Here is a 16,620-nt window from a genome sequence, read left to right as displayed (position 1 = left end):
TATGGGGCGAGAATGTATGATGCAGCACTGGGAAGATGGCATGTTGTGGATCCAATGGCTGAAAAGTCTTGTGCATGGAGTCCATATACATACTGCAAAAACAACCCGATCAATAGGATTGACCCAGATGGTAAAGATGATTATATAATAGAACCCAGAGGACGACTACACAACGTAACTCCTGAGTCACAAAGAGGAAGAAGTGGACCTGACAAGTTATATAATAGCTCGGGAACAAGGAAAATACAGCGTGGTAACAAGTCAATAAAAGTCAATGATACTAAACTCCTTTCTGGTATGTTAGAAATGCAGAGTGATAAATATGAAAATTATGGCACTGCCGGATATACTGAAAACTTGGATGATGCTGCAAGGGTCTTTAAATTTGCTGCAGATAATAGTAATGCAGAATGGAGATTGGATGTTTATGATGATAATGGAACTAAAACTGCTGTAATTGCTACAAAGCAAGATGGAGACCATGTCCAGAATGCAGATGTTGTCAAAAAGGATGTAGGTGCAAAGGGAAACCAACTTGTTAATATGCATTCTCACCCAAATCCCAATGGAACGAAGGGCGGCTCTCCAGATGATATTAGTAATGTTAAACAGAGTCCAACGAAAAATGCTGTGTATTTTAAAGCTAATCAAACATTGTACGAGTACAATGGTAGCCAATCGAAAATAAAAGAAATTCCTGTCGGAACATTAGGTAATGTTTTGAAACAGATGGGACTAAAATAATATTGCAGGATATGAAGATAAAAGGGTTTGTACTATTTAATCTGTTATGGCTACTTTTTGGATGTATGCATAAATCCAATGATATTGATATATATCAAAGAGCTATAGGGTATGTAATGCCTCTTGTGGATAGTGGGTATATTGTTGATAAATACATTCATATATATGAACATGCGGAGAATGATTCCAATATTCTATATTCCTTTTTTGAGGGAGATTCTCCAACCTCAGATATTGCAGAATTTCCATCTAAAATAATCAAATTCAATGACAGGTATTTTTGCTTCATAGAGTTAGATGAGCCAGAATTGTCCATAGAACAAATAAATCAAATAACTAATTGCAACAATGCTACCGTCATGAGCCGTACTGACATAAATGCCGATATATGGTTTATGGGAGTTTCGAAATACAAAAATAGCGGAGCTGTAGTGAAAAGGTCACCGGATGCAGATTATATATTTGATTATACAGAACTATGGCCCTATTTTTCAGGAGGTCAACCGGACAAAACCGATTTTTATATGTGCTTAGATGATAATGATATAGTCTTGTCAGATCCTAGTTACCTGAAGTCAGATAGTCTGAAATTTTATATAAAAAAGATATGTGGAAAAATATATGTGAAGAATAAAACAGATTCTACAGTTGTCTTGTCTCCTAGCATCCTTGGTAAGACTTTCATAGTTGCAAATGGCCCTGATACTCTTAGTTTATCTTTGCATGACTCGTTGCCTATTGAGATTTCCGCTAAGGGTTTTGGAGTTTTTTTCTATGAAAGTAGAGAGAACAGTTCTTTTTTCCAAAATTTACCGTGCAAAAATACATGGATGTCTTTGTATAAAATATTAAGTGACTCTACTTTTAGCCTTTTTAAAATAAATGGCGACACCAAAACAATTCGTTTATTAAATAATGATTCTCCAACTCATTATCTCAGAAATGATTCTGGTAAAATTTTGAAGAAATTTTGGAATGAAGGAGTCTTTGATAAAGAGAAACGGAACTCTAGATTTATTGGTATACTTTCATATAGTTGAATATTTAGCGTTGCCCACCCATCCAGTCATATGTTTTTATCGGACTATTTCGAGTATAAGGCTTTTTAATTCACTCTAATAAATATTCCCTGTCTCATTTTATTTGTGAGACAGGGGTTATTGTTTCTATTATTCCTTTCAGCATATCAAACGGAAAGTATATCTTTGTAATAACAAATAGTGGGGACAAATTTTATATCGGATTGCAAATCCTCACATTCAAAAATGCGGATTACAAAAAATGGGACGAAGACGACCGGGAAAACCTGCTCACGACGAAGTGCCAGCTTGGAAGCGGCGACGGAGTAACCCTTGCGACCTGCACATACGACGACCTGGGACACCTGAAGACGAAGGCGCCACACGGTGATGGCACGAACCGGCTGACATACAGTTACAACCTCCGCGGCTGGTTGACAGGAATCAGCGGCAACAAGTTCTTACAAAGCCTGTACTACACGGACGGCAGCGGCACGCCCCGCTGCAACGGAAACATCAGCAGCATGACGTGGAAGGCGGGAAACGAAACCACCATCCGAGGATACAGGTTCACGTATGACGGCCTGAACCGGATGCTGGACGCTACCTACGGCGAAAGCACAGCCATCGGCACGAATGCCAACCGATTCACGGAGAAGGTGACGGGGTACGACAAGAACGGAAACATACTTGGACTGCAACGATACGGACAGACGGGCGCTTCCTCCTATGGCCTGATTGACAACCTGACTTTCACACTGGACGGTAAAGCTAACGCGTACAGGCGATGCTGTCACAGCTTCAGCTTATAATGGTGGCTTTGAATTCAGGGATGCTGTGAAGCAGGTCGATGAGTATGCCTATGATAAGAATGGAAATATGACAAAAGATTTAACGCAACTATATACTTTATTATACCAAGCATTGTATATAATAACTGCTTGCTCAAAAGTATATAGTTGCATCTATAATATCCTCAACATCAATTGTGCGATATTTTCACTTAATACACTTACTCATTCCGAGTTCTGGCAATAAAGATCCAATAGGTTCTTATTAAAGAAATCATCAAACGCCTTACAACGGATATTCATCAAACGCATACAGCAACGTCGAAAGATAACGTTCGCCTGTATCCGGCAATAAAGCTACTATTGTTTTCCCCGCATTTTCAGGAAGAAGTGCCAGGCGGGTAGCCGCACTGACTGCCGCACCGGAAGATATGCCAACTAACAAACCTTCCTTCTGTGCCAGTTCGCGACCTGCACGGATGGCATCATCATTCGTCACCTGCAATATCTCATCAACTACCGCCGGATTGTAATTTTTAGGAACAAAACCGGCACCAATGCCCTGAATCTTATGTGCACCCGGATCACCTCCCGAAAGAACCGGAGAGTCAGTTGGTTCCACCGCCACCACCTTCACCGACGGATTATGCTTCTTCAAAGCAGCACCAACACCACTCACAGTTCCGCCCGTACCTACACCGGCAACAAAAATATCGACTACTCCATCCGTATCACGCCAGATTTCCTCTCCCGTGGTGCGCTCGTGCATAGCAGGGTTGGCAGGATTATCAAACTGTTGAAGAATCACCGCACCCGGAGTAGCTGCTTTCAACTCTTCGGCACGGGCAATGGCACCCTTCATACCATTGGCACCGGGTGTAAGAACCAGTTCGGCACCAAGGGCTTTCAGCAGGTTGCGGCGTTCCACACTCATGGTGTCGGGCATGGTGAGCGTCAGCTTATAGCCTTTTGCAGCGGCAACGAAGGCAAGTCCTATTCCAGTGTTGCCACTGGTGGGCTCTATAATCGTGGCTCCGGGTTTCAGCAAACCGGAAGTTTCGGCATCTTCAATCATGGCAAGCGCCACACGGTCTTTCACGCTTCCGGCGGGGTTGAACGACTCCAATTTCACTACCAGACGGGCTTTCAGACCCTTCGATTTATTGTAATTACTCAGCTCCAGTAAGGGAGTGTTGCCCACGAGGTCGGTGAGCTGTTTTGCTATCTTTTTCATAACTTATTGGGTTTTAAATTATACTCTTGTTTCTAAATGACAAAGATAGCGGGTTAAGAGTTCACAGGAAATACCATATTTGTGGGATTTTCGTACTATAAATGAGGGATTTTCGCTGAGAATAGTTACCTTTGCCCCACCTTATTATAAAAAGGATATCCCAATGAGTCCATTGAACTTTACTCACATTTTGACACAGGCAGTCGATGAACTATCGGAAAGTTCGTCTTACAAAGGACTGTTTCATCAGCACACGGACGGCACTCCATTGCCTTCGGCCAGAGCACTGCAAGATATTGTAGAGCTATCGCGTGCCATTCTTTTCCCCGGATATTTCGGTAATTCCACAGTCAACAGTCGCACCGTCAAGTACCACATCGGCGTAAACATCGAACGTTTGTTCGATCTGCTGACGGGGCAAGTACTTGCAGGCCTTTGCTTTACAGGAGACGGCGAGTGCACCTGTTGCACCGAACTCCAACGCGAAGAAGCTGCACTCATTGCCGCCAAGTTCATCAGCCACCTACCGGAAATGCGTCGCATGTTGGCCACGGATGTGATGGCCGCCTACAACGGCGACCCTGCGGCACACAGCTTCGGAGAGGTAATCAGTTGTTATCCCGCCATACGCGCCATCAGTAACTACCGCATTGCGCATGAGTTGCTGAAGCTCGGTGTGCCCCTCATTCCACGCATCATCACTGAAATGGCCCATAGCGAAACGGGAATAGACATTCATCCGGGTGCAGTTATCGGCAGCCACTTCACCATAGACCACGGTACGGGTGTGGTGATTGGCGAAACGTGCATCATCGGCAACAATGTGAAGCTCTATCAGGGTGTCACGCTGGGCGCCAAGAGCTTTCCGCTGGATGAAGACGGCAAGCCCATCAAGGGGATACCCCGCCATCCGATACTGGAAGATAATGTCATCGTCTACTCCAACGCCACCATCCTGGGACGCATCACCATCGGGCAGGGCGCCACGGTGGGCGGTAACATCTGGGTGACGGAGAATGTGCCGGCAGGAGCGAGAATTGTACAGACTAAAGCCAAGAAGTAACTGGCAGTCAGCAACAACACCCCGGTTGAAGGACACAAGTATTACACCCGAGAAATACAAGTGCTTCGCACAGGGGGTATTTAGAAAGAGAACAAGTAATCACCAAAGAAACAATAAAAAGAGAAGAAGTTACAGTAACTTCAATCGTTGACATTGTAAATCATAAAATAAAAAAACAAATAGATGGAATCCTTTCAAATGATTGCCAAGACCTTTCAAGGTCTGGAAGAAGTATTAGCACAAGAACTGACTGCATTAGGAGCAAACGACATAGAAATAGGCCGACGCATGGTGTCTTTCAGTGGAGACAAGGAGATGATGTACAAGGCGAACTTCTGCCTGCGCACAGCTATCCGCATCCTGAAACCGATTAAAAACTTCACCGCCAAGAACGCCGACGAAGTTTACGACCAGATCAAAGCCATTCGTTGGGAAGACATCCTGGACGTGGAGAGAACTTTTGCCGTAGATGCTGTTGTGTTCAGCGAGGAGTTCCGTCACTCCAAATTCGTATCCTATAAAGTAAAGGATGCCATCGTGGATTATTTCCGCGATAAATTCAACAAGCGCCCGTCCGTACGCATCAACAAGCCGGATGTGTTGCTGAATATACACATCGCACAGACCACATGTACGCTTTCGCTCGACTCATCAGGTGAATCACTCCACCGTCGCGGGTATCGCCAGGAGGCTGTAGAGGCTCCGCTGAACGAAGTGCTGGCTGCCGGAATGATATTGATGACGGACTGGAAAGGGGAATGTGATTTGATTGACCCGATGTGTGGTTCGGGTACCATACCTATCGAGGCGGCGTTGATAGCACGCAACATTGCTCCGGGAGTGTTCCGCAAGGAGTTCGCCTTTGAAAAGTGGAATGACTTCGACCAGAATTTGTTCGATGCGATTTACAACGACGATAGTCAGGAACGCGAGTTTACACATAAGATATACGGTTACGACAATAATCCGCAGGCCAATGAGATAGCAACGCATAACATTAAGGCGGCGGGTGTATCGAAAGACATTGTATTGAAGTTGCAACCTTTCCAGCAGTTTGAGCAACCGACGGAGAAGTCCATGATTATCACGAACCCGCCTTACGGAGAGCGTATCTCTACCAATAATCTGTTGGGATTATATCAGATGATAGGCGAACGCCTGAAACATGCTTTCATTGGAAACACAGCGTGGGTGCTTTCTTACCGCGAAGAATGCTTCGACCAGATTGGACTGAAACCAACTCAGAAAGTGCCTCTGTTCAATGGTGCGCTGGAGTGCGAGTTCCGCAAATATGAGATTTTCGACGGGAAGTACAAGGAGTTCAAGAAACAGGAAGGTGAGAGCGAAGAAGGAGAAGACAGAAAAGAATCCGGCTTCAAGTCAAGAGAATCGAGAGAATTTAAACCGAGAGAAGGACGGGAAGGACGGGATTTCAAACCGAGAGAACCGCGCAAACCGGGTGAGTTCAAATCGAGAGATGACAGACCGAGAGAGTTCAGACCAAGAGACAGCAAACCACGTGAGTTCGGTTCGAGAGAAGATAAACCCAGAGGTGAGTTCAAGCCGAGGGAATTCCGCAAGGATGGAGACAAGGAACGAAAACCGTTTGACAGGGAACGCCGTCCGGGAGGAAGCGGGGAGTTTAAACCGAACAGGGAGTTCAAGCCGAGAAAAAGGGAAGAGGAATAAAAGAAGAATGGAGCTTATCGCAATTTGCGACAGGTTAATAGGAAATATGGTTCTAAATATTGACTTCTACATCAAGAGACAGAAGGTAACTTACTGAAAAACAGTTTGAGGTTGCAATTTGTCACCTCAAGTTGACAAGACATAAAAGAGATAAGTTACGAGTATCAACTTGAAACTCCAAATTGGCACCTTAAAAACATATACTTAAATGGACGATTTAGTCATCATAGAGAATAAGATATACGAAATCAGAGGGCAGAAAGTGATGCTGGACTTTGATTTGGCGGAGATGTATGAGATAGAAACTAAAAATCTTAATAAAGCTGTCAAACGGAATATTGAGCGCTTTCCTGAGGATTTCATGTTTCAGCTTACTACTCAGGAACTGACCAACTTGAGGTTCCAAATTGGAACCTCAAGTTGGGGCGGTACCCGCTACTCCCCTTTTGCCTTCACCGAACAAGGCGTCGCCATGCTTTCCGGCATCCTCCGGAGTCCCAAAGCCATCGAAGTCAACATCAACGTCATGCGTGCTTTCGTCCACATGCGGCAATATCTTCTCTCTCATGCACCGAAGCAAGAGCTTGAAGAACTAAGAAAACGTATTGAATACCTGGAAGAAGACATCACTTCCGACAGAGACAGTTACGAGAAACAATTTGATGATCTTTTCTCTGCTTTCGCAAAACTGAGTGCTGCGGTACAAGTGAAAAGCTCTCCTTGGGGCAGAGTAGAAGTAAAAGGATTCAGAAAAGAGAATGAATTATAAATGACTATGAACATGAAGATAATCGGTAAATGGATGGGAATAGCGCTACTGGTATTACCCACTCTCTTTGCAACAAACATTATGGCACAAGATTCAAAGAAACCGACGTTGGAAGATTTGCTTCCCGGCGGAGAAACCTATCGCTTTGCTGAAAACCTCTATGGAGTGCAATGGTGGGGAGACACGTGCATCAAGCCCGGAATAGACTCCTTACTGGCAATAAACCCCAAAACCGGAAAAGAAGTTCTGCTCGTGACGCGCGAGAAAATCAACCGGGCTCTGGAACAGGAAAAACTGGGCAAACTGAGACATCTGAGTCAAGTGAGCCTGCCTTGGGCAGACAAAACGCAGATACTCATCAGCCTACCCGGAAACTACGCTGTCTACGACTGGGAAGCAGACAAGATTATCAGCCAACGGGATTTCCCGAAAGAGAGCGCCAACAAAGATTACCATATCGCAAGTGGCAATGTGGCCTACACCATCAAGAATAATCTTTTCGTGAACGGCACCGCCGTAACCAGCGAACCCGACGGCATCGTATGCGGACAAAGCGTACACCGCAACGAGTTCGGCATCAGCAAAGGAACTTACTGGAGCCCGAAAGGTGATTTGCTCGCTTTCTACCGCATGGACGAAAGCATGGTGACCCAATATCCATTGGTAGACATCACCGCACGGGTAGGTGAACTGAACAACGTCCGCTACCCTATGGCAGGCATGACGAGCCACAAGGTAACCATAGGTATCTACAACCCCGAAACGCAGAAGACCATCTATCTGAACGCGGGCGACCCCACGGATCGTTATTTCACCAATATCAGTTGGGCACCGGACGCCAAAAGCCTCTACCTCATTGAGTTGAACCGCGACCAGAACCATGCCGAACTTTGGCAGTACAATGCTGAGACAGGCGAACGGATATGTTGCTGTTACGAAGAAGAACATCCCAAGTATGTGGAGCCTCAGCATCCCATTATCTTCCTGCCCTGGGACAACGGCAAGTTCATTTACCAAAGCCAGCGCGACGGATACAATCACCTGTACCTATTTGATATAGATGTCAAATCAGACGTCTACAAAAAAAACACTACGGCAGGAAGCACCTGTACAGAACGTACCTGGATGAAGCAACTCACTTCCGGCAACTGGCTTGTGCAAGACGTGCTTGGCTTCGATGAGAAGAAGAAAGAAATCATCTTCACCGCCACCAAAGAGTCGCCCCTGCAAAGCAACCTATATAAAGTGAACGTGAGCAACGGAAAGATTACACCGCTGGACAACGGCAAGGGCATACACCGCGGAATACTGAGTGCAACCGGCAGCTACCTCATCGACAACTGGTCCAGCCCCAAAGTGCCGCGCAGCATTAACCTCATGTCCACCCAAAATGGCAAAAGCATCAACCTGCTGACAGCCAAAGACCCGTTCGAAGGCTTCACCATGCCCAGCATCGAAGTAGGCACCATCAAGGCAGCCGACGGAGTGACCGACCTTTACTACCGCCTCGTGAAACCCGCAGACTTCGACCCGGCAAAGAAATACCCCGCCATCATCTACGTCTACGGAGGTCCGCACGCACAGATGGTTACCGGCGGATGGCAGAACAGTGCCCGCGGATGGGACATCTACATGGCAGGCAAAGGCTACATCATGTTCACCCTCGACAATCGCGGCAGTGAAAACCGCGGACTGGAATTTGAGAACGTCACCTTCCGCAACCTCGGTATCGAAGAGGGAAAGGATCAGGTGAAAGGCGCCGAATTCCTAAAATCCCTGCCTTACGTGGATGCCAACCGCATCGGCGTACACGGCTGGAGCTTCGGCGGACACATGACTACGGCACTGATGCTCCGCTACCCGGAGATATTCAAGGTAGGCGTTGCAGGTGGCCCGGTCATCGACTGGAGCTATTATGAAATCATGTACGGAGAACGATATATGGACACGCCGCAGAGCAATCCCGAAGGTTATAAGAATGGTAACCTGAAGAACCTTGCCGGCAACCTGAAAGGACATCTTCTGCTGATTCACGACGACCATGACGATACTTGTGTGCCGCAGCACACGCTCTCGTTCATAAAGGCTTGTGTGGATGCCCGCACGTATCCCGACCTGTTCATCTATCCCGGCCATAAGCACAACGTCATGGGACGTGACCGCGTGCATCTGCATGAGAAGATAACCCGGTATTTTGAAGATAATTTATCGCGCAAAGCGCGATAAGTAGTTAGTAGCAAGTAGTAAAGTAGTAAGTAGGAGATAGTCCGGATTATAACTGTTTTTATAAACAGGACTATTCTACTAACTACTTGCTACTAACTACTACGAAGCTTCGCTAAATTACCATTTACCAAACAAAGTAGGAATCATAATTAAAAGAAATAGTAAAGATGAAAGTATTATTATTAGGAAGCGGCGGTCGCGAGCACGCCCTGGCATGGAAGATTGCCCAAAGCCCGAAAGTAGAGAAACTTTTTATCGCCCCCGGTAATGCCGGCACCAGTGCGGTAGGCGAGAACGTAGCCATAAAGGCAACCGACTTCCCCGCCCTGAAAACCTTCGCCCTGAAACAGAACATAGACATGATTGTGGTAGGCCCTGAAGACCCGTTGGTAGAAGGCATCTACGACAGCTTCACCGAAGACGCCACCACACAACATATCGCCATCATCGGCCCCACCGCCAAAGGTGCCCAACTGGAAGGCAGCAAGGAGTTTGCCAAAGGCTTCATGGAACGCCACGGCATCCCCACCGCCCGCTACAAGAGTATCACTGCCGATAACCTCGAAGAAGGCCTCGCCTTCCTCGAAAGCCTCGAAGCCCCCTACGTGCTGAAAGCCGACGGCCTCTGTGCCGGAAAAGGCGTGCTCATCCTCCCCACCCTCGAAGAGGCCAAGAAGGAACTGAAAGAAATGCTTGGCGGCATGTTCGGCCAGGCCAGCGCCACGGTGGTTATCGAAGAATTCCTTAGTGGCATCGAGTGCTCCGTGTTTGTGCTGACGGACAGCAAGCACTACAAAGTGCTGCCCGTAGCCAAGGACTACAAGCGCATCGGCGAAGGTGACAAAGGCCTGAACACCGGCGGCATGGGAAGCGTTACCCCCGTTCCTTTTGCTGACGAAGAGTTCATGGAAAAAGTACGCACCCGCATCATCGAACCCACCATCAATGGATTGCAAGAAGAAAGAATCCTCTACAAAGGCTTCATCTTCCTCGGACTGATCCGGGTGAAAGGCGAGCCGATGGTGATAGAATACAACGTCCGCATGGGCGACCCGGAAACAGAAAGCGTCATGCTGCGCATACAGAGCGACTTCGCCGAACTGCTGGAAGGTGTACGCGATGTGAACCTCGACACCAAGACTCTGGTGATGGACCCGCGCACAGCCGCCTGCGTCATGCTCGTCAGCGGCGGTTATCCCGAAGCTTACGAAAAAGGCAAGGTGATGACCGGGTTTGAAGCTGCCGCAGCCACGGACAGCATCCTCTTCCACGCCGGAACAGCCATGAAAGACGGAAACGTAGTGACCGCCGGTGGCCGTGTGATAGCCGTATGTTCTTATGGTGCGACCAAGGAAGAAGCCCTTGCCAAGAGCTACAAGGTAGCGGATATGATTGACTTCGACAAGAAGTACTTCCGTCGCGACATAGGATTCGACCTCTGAATTAATAAAGAATAAGGAATTAAGAATTCCCCTGCAACCTAATCGCGCAGCCTAATTCTCAATTTTTAATTCTCAATTCTCAATTTAAATGATACGAAGTAAACGATTACAGAACCGGATTACCGCGGGACGCTTCACGCTTCCCGTCGCCATCCTTTTGTCCTTGTTCTGCTGGGTACTGAGCTCTATCTTGTTACCCGAACTTCCGGTAATGAAAAGCGCTTATCCTTTGTGGGAGACCATCAATAATGGCTTCATCCCGGCATGGGCAAATGCGCCTCTGAGTTTCATCCTCTACAGCATAATCGGCTACTTCCTGATAGAACTGAACAATGCTTTCGCCATCATCCGCATGCGTGCCTCCGTGCAGACAGCCATCTATTTCCTGTTGATCTCCGTCTGTCCCGTCATGCACCAGCTATATGCAGGAGATGTGGGCTCGGTGGCATTCCTCATATCCCTGTTCTTCCTGTTCAAGGGATACCAGCATCCACGCCCGGCGGGCATCCTGTTCTATTCGTTCCTGTTCATCGGAGTGGGCAGCCTGTTCTTCCCGCAACTGACGCTGTTCATTCCGCTTTTCTGGATAGGTGCATACGGTTTCCAGGCACTCACCCCGAAGAGCTTTTTCGGTAGCCTGATAGGCTGGACTCTGCCCTACTGGTTCTTGCTGGGACATGCCTATTTTTACGATGAAATGGGGCTTTTTTATCAGCCCTTCATCGAATTAGTCACTTTCCAGCCCATCGCCTTACTGGACTTTCCGTTGTGGGAGATTGCTACGCTGAGCTATCTGTTTGTGCTGTTCATAGTGAGTTCTGTGCACTGCCTCGTGGCAGGTTACGAAGATAAGATACGTACCCGCAGTTACCTGCATTTCCTTATCTTCCTGAGTTTTTGCATCTTCGGCTATATCCTGTTGCAACCTGCGCTGATGGTTCACCTGCTGCCCCTGCTGCTGATAGGCGTCAGCATACTGACGGGACATTTCGTGGTACTGACGAACAGTCGGACTTCCAATGTGTTTTTTATTTGTGCCCTCGTGGGGCTTGTACTTTTATTCGGATTTAACATATGGACGCTTTTGTAGATTCGCTGATTCAACTTATGATAGACTGGGGTTACCTCGGTCTGTTCATCTCCGCCGTGTTGGCGGGCAGTATCGTTCCGTTCAGTTCGGAGCTGGTGATGATAGCGCTTGTGAAAGTGGGACTCAGTCCGACGATGTGCGTGCTCTTTGCTACGCTGGGCAACACAATTGGCGGCATGACGTGCTACTACATGGGACGTCTGGGCAATGTGGTCTGGATAGAGAAATATTTCAAGGTAAAGAAGGAGAAGATAGACAAGATGCAACGGTTCCTGCAAGGAAAAGGGGCGTTGATGGCTTTCTTCGCATTCCTGCCCTTTGTGGGCGAAGCATTGGCCATTGCACTGGGCTTCATGCGGAGCAACGTGTGGCTGACCACTTCGTCCATGTTCGTCGGGAAGCTGATACGCTACGCCGTGATGTTACTGGCACTGGAAGGGGCCATATCAGTGTTTTCCTGAGGGAACGGCATCGTGTTCCGACCGCTTGTAACGGTCTATGAATAAAGGAGTTATTCCGGAAGCTTTACGAACGCGTTCTGAAAGCTTTGCGAACACAATCGGAAAGCTATATGAACAGATTCCAAAAGCTTTGCGAACGGATATATACATATTATAATAAGAGAATGAAACGGATTATAGAACATACGGAAGACGGAAGCGCCACGCTGTTCGTGCCGGAACTGAATGAACATTATCATTCGGTGAAAGGGGCACGCACGGAGTCGCAGCACATCTTTATAGATATGGGGCTGAAGGCTTCGCCCGCACCGCAACCGCGTGTTCTCGAAATAGGTTTCGGCACCGGGCTGAATGCCCTTCTCACGCTGGAAGCTGCCGAACAGGAGAAACGCCACGTACACTACACGGGCATCGAACTCTATCCCCTCGCCTGGGAAGAAGTCGACGCACTGGGGTATAGCGACAACCCTCTGTTCGAAAAGTTGCACACCGCACCGTGGGAAGAAGACGTGGAAATATCCACGTACTTCACCCTGAGGAAGATAAAAGGAGACGCGAATGTAGTGATTAGTGATGAGCGATTAGTGATAAGCGATAAAGACAGCGCAGCCCACTTATCACTAATCACTAACCACTCATCACTAAACCTCGTTTATTTCGATGCTTTCGCCCCCGAAAAGCAACCCGAAATGTGGAATGAACAATTATTCCGTTCCCTTTACGTTAATATGGATACCGGGGGAATATTGACTACGTATTGCGCCAAAGGTGTCATCCGCCGTCTGTTGCAAGCCGTTGGCTTTCGAGTAGAACGCCTTCCGGGACCTCCGGGTGGAAAGCGGGAGATACTGAGGGCGACGAAAGAGAACGTATTATAAAACTATTTCAACCATAAATATAGTATAATAATGAAACGAACATTCCTGTACATACTCACTGCCCTGATTGCAGTAGGCTGCAAAAACAGCAGTGTCCAGAATAATAAGAGTGATGATGACAAACCTGTCATCACCGTCACCATCGAGCCGTTGCGCTACTTCACGGAGGCCATTGCGGGCGACAATTTCAGTATTGTCAGCATGGTGCCCAAAGGCAGTAGTCCGGAGATGTACGACCCCACCCCGCAGCAGCTCGTGGAGCTTGCCAAGAGCAAGGCCTACTTCCGCATCGGCTACATTGGTTTTGAACAAACCTGGATGGACAAGCTGACGGACAACGCCCCGCACCTGCAATTCTTCGATACCTCCCGTGGCATCGACCTGATTTTTGACTCCTCGCACGCCCATCACCACCACGGTGACGATGAGGCTCATGCTCACGACTCCATCCAGCACGACGAACACCAGCATGCCGTCGGTGTAGAACCGCACGTCTGGAGCTCGGCCTACAATGCCCAAATCATTGCCGGAAACATCCTGAACGCCCTGTGCAGCATCGACAAAGCCAATGAAGAAGTTTATGTGGAACGCTACAAAAACCTCTGCAACCAGATAGAGCATACCGACAGTCTCATCTGCCACATGCTTTCCACCCCCAATGCCGACCGTGCCTTCATGATTTATCATCCGGCACTGTCTTACTTTGCCCGTGACTATGGTTTGCACCAGATTTCCATTGAAGAAGACGGTAAAGAGCCTTCCCCCTCCCACCTCAAGAGTCTGATAGATACTTGCAAGAAAGAGAAAGTCCGCGTCATCTTCGTACAGCCGGAATTCGACCGCCGTAATGCAGAGATTATCGCCAAGCAAACAGGTACGAAGGTAGTGCCCATCAATCCGCTTTCCTACGACTGGGAGCAGGAGATGCTGAACATTGCCAGGGAGTTAGTGGTTAAGAACTGATAGCAAATGAATACACCCCTTATCGAAATAAAGAACCTCAGCGCCGGCTACGAGAGCCGCACCGTGCTGCGCGACGTGAATCTCACCGTTTACGACCGGGACTTTCTGGGCATCATCGGTCCCAATGGCGGTGGAAAAACAACTCTTATCAAATGCATACTCGGCTTGCTGAAACCCACAGCAGGAGAAATCTTATATAGTGATAAGCGGTTAGCGATGAGTGATAAGCAAGAGGGCACAGCGCAGCGCTCATCACTAACCACTAACCGCTCATCACTAAAGATGGGCTATCTGCCGCAGTACAACAGTATCGACCGCAAGTTCCCTATCACTGTGGAAGAAGTCATTCTTTCCGGTCTCAGCTCACAGAAGTCGCTGATTTCCCACTTCACTGCTTCGCACCGGGAGAAAGCCCGCCAAGTCATCGCCCGCATGGGACTGGAGGGACTGGAAGAACGCGCCATCGGTGCACTGAGCGGCGGACAATTGCAACGCGCCCTGCTGGGTCGTGCCATTATCTCCGACCCCGAGCTGGTAGTTCTCGACGAGCCCAGCACCTACATCGATAAGCGTTTCGAAGCCCGCCTTTACGAGCTTCTGGCAGAGATTAACCATGACTGCGCCATCATCCTCGTCAGCCATGACATAGGCACCGTGTTGCAACAAGTGAAGTCCATCGCTTGCGTAAACGAGACGTTGGATTATCATCCCGACACGGGAGTAAGCGAAGAGTGGCTGGAACGGAACTTCAATTGTCCGATAGAATTATTGGGACACGGAGCGCTGCCGCACCGCATACTGGCGGAGCATAAGCACGGCGAGGGATGTGGGTGCTGCCACTGTGAAGAATGAAAGTTCTATGTTAAATCAAAGGCATTATTTGCTTTAATGCTATAAAGTCATTACCTTTGCATAAGAATCATCACCCAAAGGGTGAAGGATATGGCGAGAGACTTGTTCTTCCAACCGCATTGCCTAAAGTTGCGTACCTCACCTGCGAAGTGAGGTTTTTTTATTTTGATATGCTTCATACTCACTCTTAAACCGCCCTTCCTCTGTAGCATCTACACAATATCCAGTCACCAGAAATAAATCCGGTTGTTTCTCTCTTAGAATAACAATATAGCTTTTATCTTGATACCAAAGCAAAATATTATTATTACCATCTTCATCTACTTTCTCAAAGCGCCTTATTAAAGGACTTTTGCTATTTTCAATGATTACTTTCACCCAATGTATTTTATTGGCCCGATCCCTATCGTACTGCCTCTTACCAGAATACTTATTTTCCCGGGTTACAATATGATCAAAAGACTTTTGCTTTTTCATAAAATAGCCATCCCTTTTATCACGTACGAGAACATTATTAACTGTTACTTTTCGCCCTTCAAAATATAAAGTCGAAGAAACAAAATCATTCAGATAAATGCCATACATCTTATATAACTGATCTTTCGTAGGATTGTCGATATCCAAGTATTCAAATAAATCATCTAAATCTTCTAGTTCCATTTCCCTATCATTTAGCTAACTGAAAATCCCAAATCTTAAATTTATTTTCCCAAGGAGGAGTACTCTCTGTTATAGAATATCCGGATTTATATTCTATATACTTAATTATATCATTCTTGATCCCACTCTGTTTCTCTATATCCCCCCTTTGCTTGTATACAATAGCACCTATAAAAAAGTCCGTCAATTGAATAAATTGACTTTCTTCTGAACGTATATTTTGAAAATAAATATACTTATTCATTCCGCATACTCTGCTCAGTACTCTAGAAAGTACATTGAGACGAGCCTTACCCCGATTATCCTTAATATCCATATAAACCTTATAAAGATGGGAACTTTGGAAATCGCGAATCAAATAAAACATAGCCTTATAATAAAGTATGTTATGATCACCACTATTGTAACGTTCATTATTAATGTTTTCTTTATGCTTAATCAACAAAGCACTAAACTTCAAATTCTTCTGCTCAAAGAAAAAATCTATTAACGCTTTATACAAAGGCATACGCGATGAAGAAACTTTATTCCATTTCAATTCAGTAGGTGAATGGTGTTTTAACTTTAGCAGCTTTACTTTAGCTGATAATTCTTTCCAATTCTCCTCCTCTACATACAAGCCGCCCACACACATCACAGGGAAACCATCATTTTCCAAATGACAACTTTCATCTATATAAATCCTCTTCGTATTCGACATAAGTGTACTATCTATTAAAAATTATATGCAAAAATAAAG

General features: G+C 46.7%; 16 protein-coding genes. 12 read left to right on the top strand and 4 right to left on the bottom strand.

Features of this window, described 5'->3' with window-relative positions:
• Together HMPREF9447_RS28800 and HMPREF9447_RS12585 are read left to right on the top strand one after the other, a co-directional pair.
• Nucleotides 1–744: JAB-like toxin 1 domain-containing protein (locus HMPREF9447_RS28800; RefSeq protein WP_052315194.1), on the top strand; the 744-nt coding region annotated here is incomplete at its 5' end.
• Nucleotides 745–755: 11 nt separating this feature from the next.
• A complete protein-coding gene (locus HMPREF9447_RS12585) occupies nucleotides 756–1,784 on the top strand; it encodes an Imm65 family immunity protein (RefSeq protein ID WP_009130120.1) in 1,029 nt (342 codons plus the stop codon).
• A 440-nt stretch (nucleotides 1,785–2,224) separates the two neighbouring features.
• Here the strand turns inward: HMPREF9447_RS12585 and HMPREF9447_RS29320 are convergent, their stop codons facing one another.
• Nucleotides 2,225–2,560 carry a hypothetical protein gene (locus HMPREF9447_RS29320; protein WP_148374816.1) on the bottom strand — a complete coding sequence of 112 codons (336 nt, stop codon included), beginning with the start codon at nucleotides 2,558–2,560 and terminating at the stop codon, nucleotides 2,225–2,227.
• A gap of 280 nt (nucleotides 2,561–2,840) precedes the next feature.
• Nucleotides 2,841–3,788, bottom strand: coding sequence for a cysteine synthase A (cysK, locus tag HMPREF9447_RS12575; protein ID WP_009130118.1), 948 nt, complete (start codon nucleotides 3,786–3,788; stop codon nucleotides 2,841–2,843).
• A 163-nt stretch (nucleotides 3,789–3,951) separates the two neighbouring features.
• Here cysK and HMPREF9447_RS12570 point away from each other — a divergent pair, with 163 nt between their 5' ends.
• The 10 genes from HMPREF9447_RS12570 to HMPREF9447_RS12525 all read left to right on the top strand — a co-directional run bounded on the left by HMPREF9447_RS12570 (nucleotide 3,952) and on the right by HMPREF9447_RS12525 (nucleotide 15,221).
• Nucleotides 3,952–4,851, top strand: a complete 900-nt coding sequence (locus HMPREF9447_RS12570; RefSeq protein WP_009130117.1) for a serine O-acetyltransferase — start codon at nucleotides 3,952–3,954, stop codon at nucleotides 4,849–4,851.
• 183 nt (nucleotides 4,852–5,034) lie between these two features.
• On the top strand, nucleotides 5,035–6,540 hold the full coding sequence (locus tag HMPREF9447_RS12565; RefSeq protein ID WP_009130116.1) for a THUMP domain-containing protein: 1,506 nt from the start codon (nucleotides 5,035–5,037) through the stop codon (nucleotides 6,538–6,540).
• A 208-nt stretch (nucleotides 6,541–6,748) separates the two neighbouring features.
• Complete coding sequence (locus HMPREF9447_RS12560; RefSeq protein ID WP_009130115.1) at nucleotides 6,749–7,309, top strand: ORF6N domain-containing protein; 561 nt, start codon at nucleotides 6,749–6,751, stop codon at nucleotides 7,307–7,309.
• Nucleotides 7,310–7,321: 12 nt separating this feature from the next.
• Nucleotides 7,322–9,535, top strand: coding sequence for a S9 family peptidase (locus tag HMPREF9447_RS12555; protein WP_009130114.1), 2,214 nt, complete (start codon nucleotides 7,322–7,324; stop codon nucleotides 9,533–9,535).
• A 167-nt stretch (nucleotides 9,536–9,702) separates the two neighbouring features.
• Nucleotides 9,703–10,977, top strand: a complete 1,275-nt coding sequence (gene purD / locus HMPREF9447_RS12550; RefSeq protein ID WP_009130113.1) for a phosphoribosylamine--glycine ligase — start codon at nucleotides 9,703–9,705, stop codon at nucleotides 10,975–10,977.
• Between the two features lie 91 nt (nucleotides 10,978–11,068).
• Nucleotides 11,069–12,067, top strand: coding sequence for a hypothetical protein (locus HMPREF9447_RS12545; RefSeq protein WP_044138170.1), 999 nt, complete (start codon nucleotides 11,069–11,071; stop codon nucleotides 12,065–12,067).
• Nucleotides 12,052–12,528, top strand: coding sequence for a YqaA family protein (locus tag HMPREF9447_RS12540; protein ID WP_009130111.1), 477 nt, complete (start codon nucleotides 12,052–12,054; stop codon nucleotides 12,526–12,528). The genes HMPREF9447_RS12545 and HMPREF9447_RS12540 overlap by 16 nt, the downstream gene beginning before the upstream one ends.
• 164 nt (nucleotides 12,529–12,692) lie before the next feature.
• Entirely contained in the window at nucleotides 12,693–13,406 is a 714-nt protein-coding gene (gene mnmD / locus HMPREF9447_RS12535; protein ID WP_009130110.1) for a tRNA (5-methylaminomethyl-2-thiouridine)(34)-methyltransferase MnmD, read from the top strand.
• A gap of 30 nt (nucleotides 13,407–13,436) precedes the next feature.
• Complete coding sequence (locus tag HMPREF9447_RS12530; RefSeq protein ID WP_009130109.1) at nucleotides 13,437–14,369, top strand: metal ABC transporter solute-binding protein, Zn/Mn family; 933 nt, start codon at nucleotides 13,437–13,439, stop codon at nucleotides 14,367–14,369.
• 6 nt (nucleotides 14,370–14,375) lie between these two features.
• Nucleotides 14,376–15,221, top strand: a complete 846-nt coding sequence (locus HMPREF9447_RS12525; protein WP_009130108.1) for a metal ABC transporter ATP-binding protein — start codon at nucleotides 14,376–14,378, stop codon at nucleotides 15,219–15,221.
• Nucleotides 15,222–15,359: 138 nt separating this feature from the next.
• Here the strand turns inward: HMPREF9447_RS12525 and HMPREF9447_RS12520 are convergent, their stop codons facing one another.
• On the bottom strand, nucleotides 15,360–15,881 hold the full coding sequence (locus tag HMPREF9447_RS12520) for a hypothetical protein (protein WP_009130107.1): 522 nt from the start codon (nucleotides 15,879–15,881) through the stop codon (nucleotides 15,360–15,362).
• Nucleotides 15,882–15,888: 7 nt separating this feature from the next.
• Nucleotides 15,889–16,581, bottom strand: a complete 693-nt coding sequence (locus tag HMPREF9447_RS12515) for a DUF3800 domain-containing protein (protein WP_009130106.1) — start codon at nucleotides 16,579–16,581, stop codon at nucleotides 15,889–15,891.
• Between the last annotated feature and the right edge of the window lie 39 nt (nucleotides 16,582–16,620).

The sequence above is a fragment of the Bacteroides oleiciplenus YIT 12058 genome, from assembly GCF_000315485.1.
Lineage (GTDB): Bacteria > Bacteroidota > Bacteroidia > Bacteroidales > Bacteroidaceae > Bacteroides > Bacteroides oleiciplenus.
This window is presented reverse-complemented; position numbering and strand designations above follow the sequence as displayed.

Coding starts and splice junctions, on each gene's coding strand:
- HMPREF9447_RS12585 (WP_009130120.1), top strand. CDS start 756: ATGAAGATAAAAGGGTTTGTACTATTTAATCTGTTATGGCTACTTTTT.
- cysK (WP_009130118.1), bottom strand. CDS start 3,788: ATGAAAAAGATAGCAAAACAGCTCACCGACCTCGTGGGCAACACTCCC.
- HMPREF9447_RS12570 (WP_009130117.1), top strand. CDS start 3,952: ATGAGTCCATTGAACTTTACTCACATTTTGACACAGGCAGTCGATGAA.
- HMPREF9447_RS12565 (WP_009130116.1), top strand. CDS start 5,035: ATGGAATCCTTTCAAATGATTGCCAAGACCTTTCAAGGTCTGGAAGAA.
- HMPREF9447_RS12560 (WP_009130115.1), top strand. CDS start 6,749: ATGGACGATTTAGTCATCATAGAGAATAAGATATACGAAATCAGAGGG.
- HMPREF9447_RS12555 (WP_009130114.1), top strand. CDS start 7,322: ATGAAGATAATCGGTAAATGGATGGGAATAGCGCTACTGGTATTACCC.
- purD (WP_009130113.1), top strand. CDS start 9,703: ATGAAAGTATTATTATTAGGAAGCGGCGGTCGCGAGCACGCCCTGGCA.
- HMPREF9447_RS12540 (WP_009130111.1), top strand. CDS start 12,052: ATGGACGCTTTTGTAGATTCGCTGATTCAACTTATGATAGACTGGGGT.
- mnmD (WP_009130110.1), top strand. CDS start 12,693: ATGAAACGGATTATAGAACATACGGAAGACGGAAGCGCCACGCTGTTC.
- HMPREF9447_RS12530 (WP_009130109.1), top strand. CDS start 13,437: ATGAAACGAACATTCCTGTACATACTCACTGCCCTGATTGCAGTAGGC.
- HMPREF9447_RS12525 (WP_009130108.1), top strand. CDS start 14,376: ATGAATACACCCCTTATCGAAATAAAGAACCTCAGCGCCGGCTACGAG.
- HMPREF9447_RS12520 (WP_009130107.1), bottom strand. CDS start 15,881: ATGGAACTAGAAGATTTAGATGATTTATTTGAATACTTGGATATCGAC.
- HMPREF9447_RS12515 (WP_009130106.1), bottom strand. CDS start 16,581: ATGTCGAATACGAAGAGGATTTATATAGATGAAAGTTGTCATTTGGAA.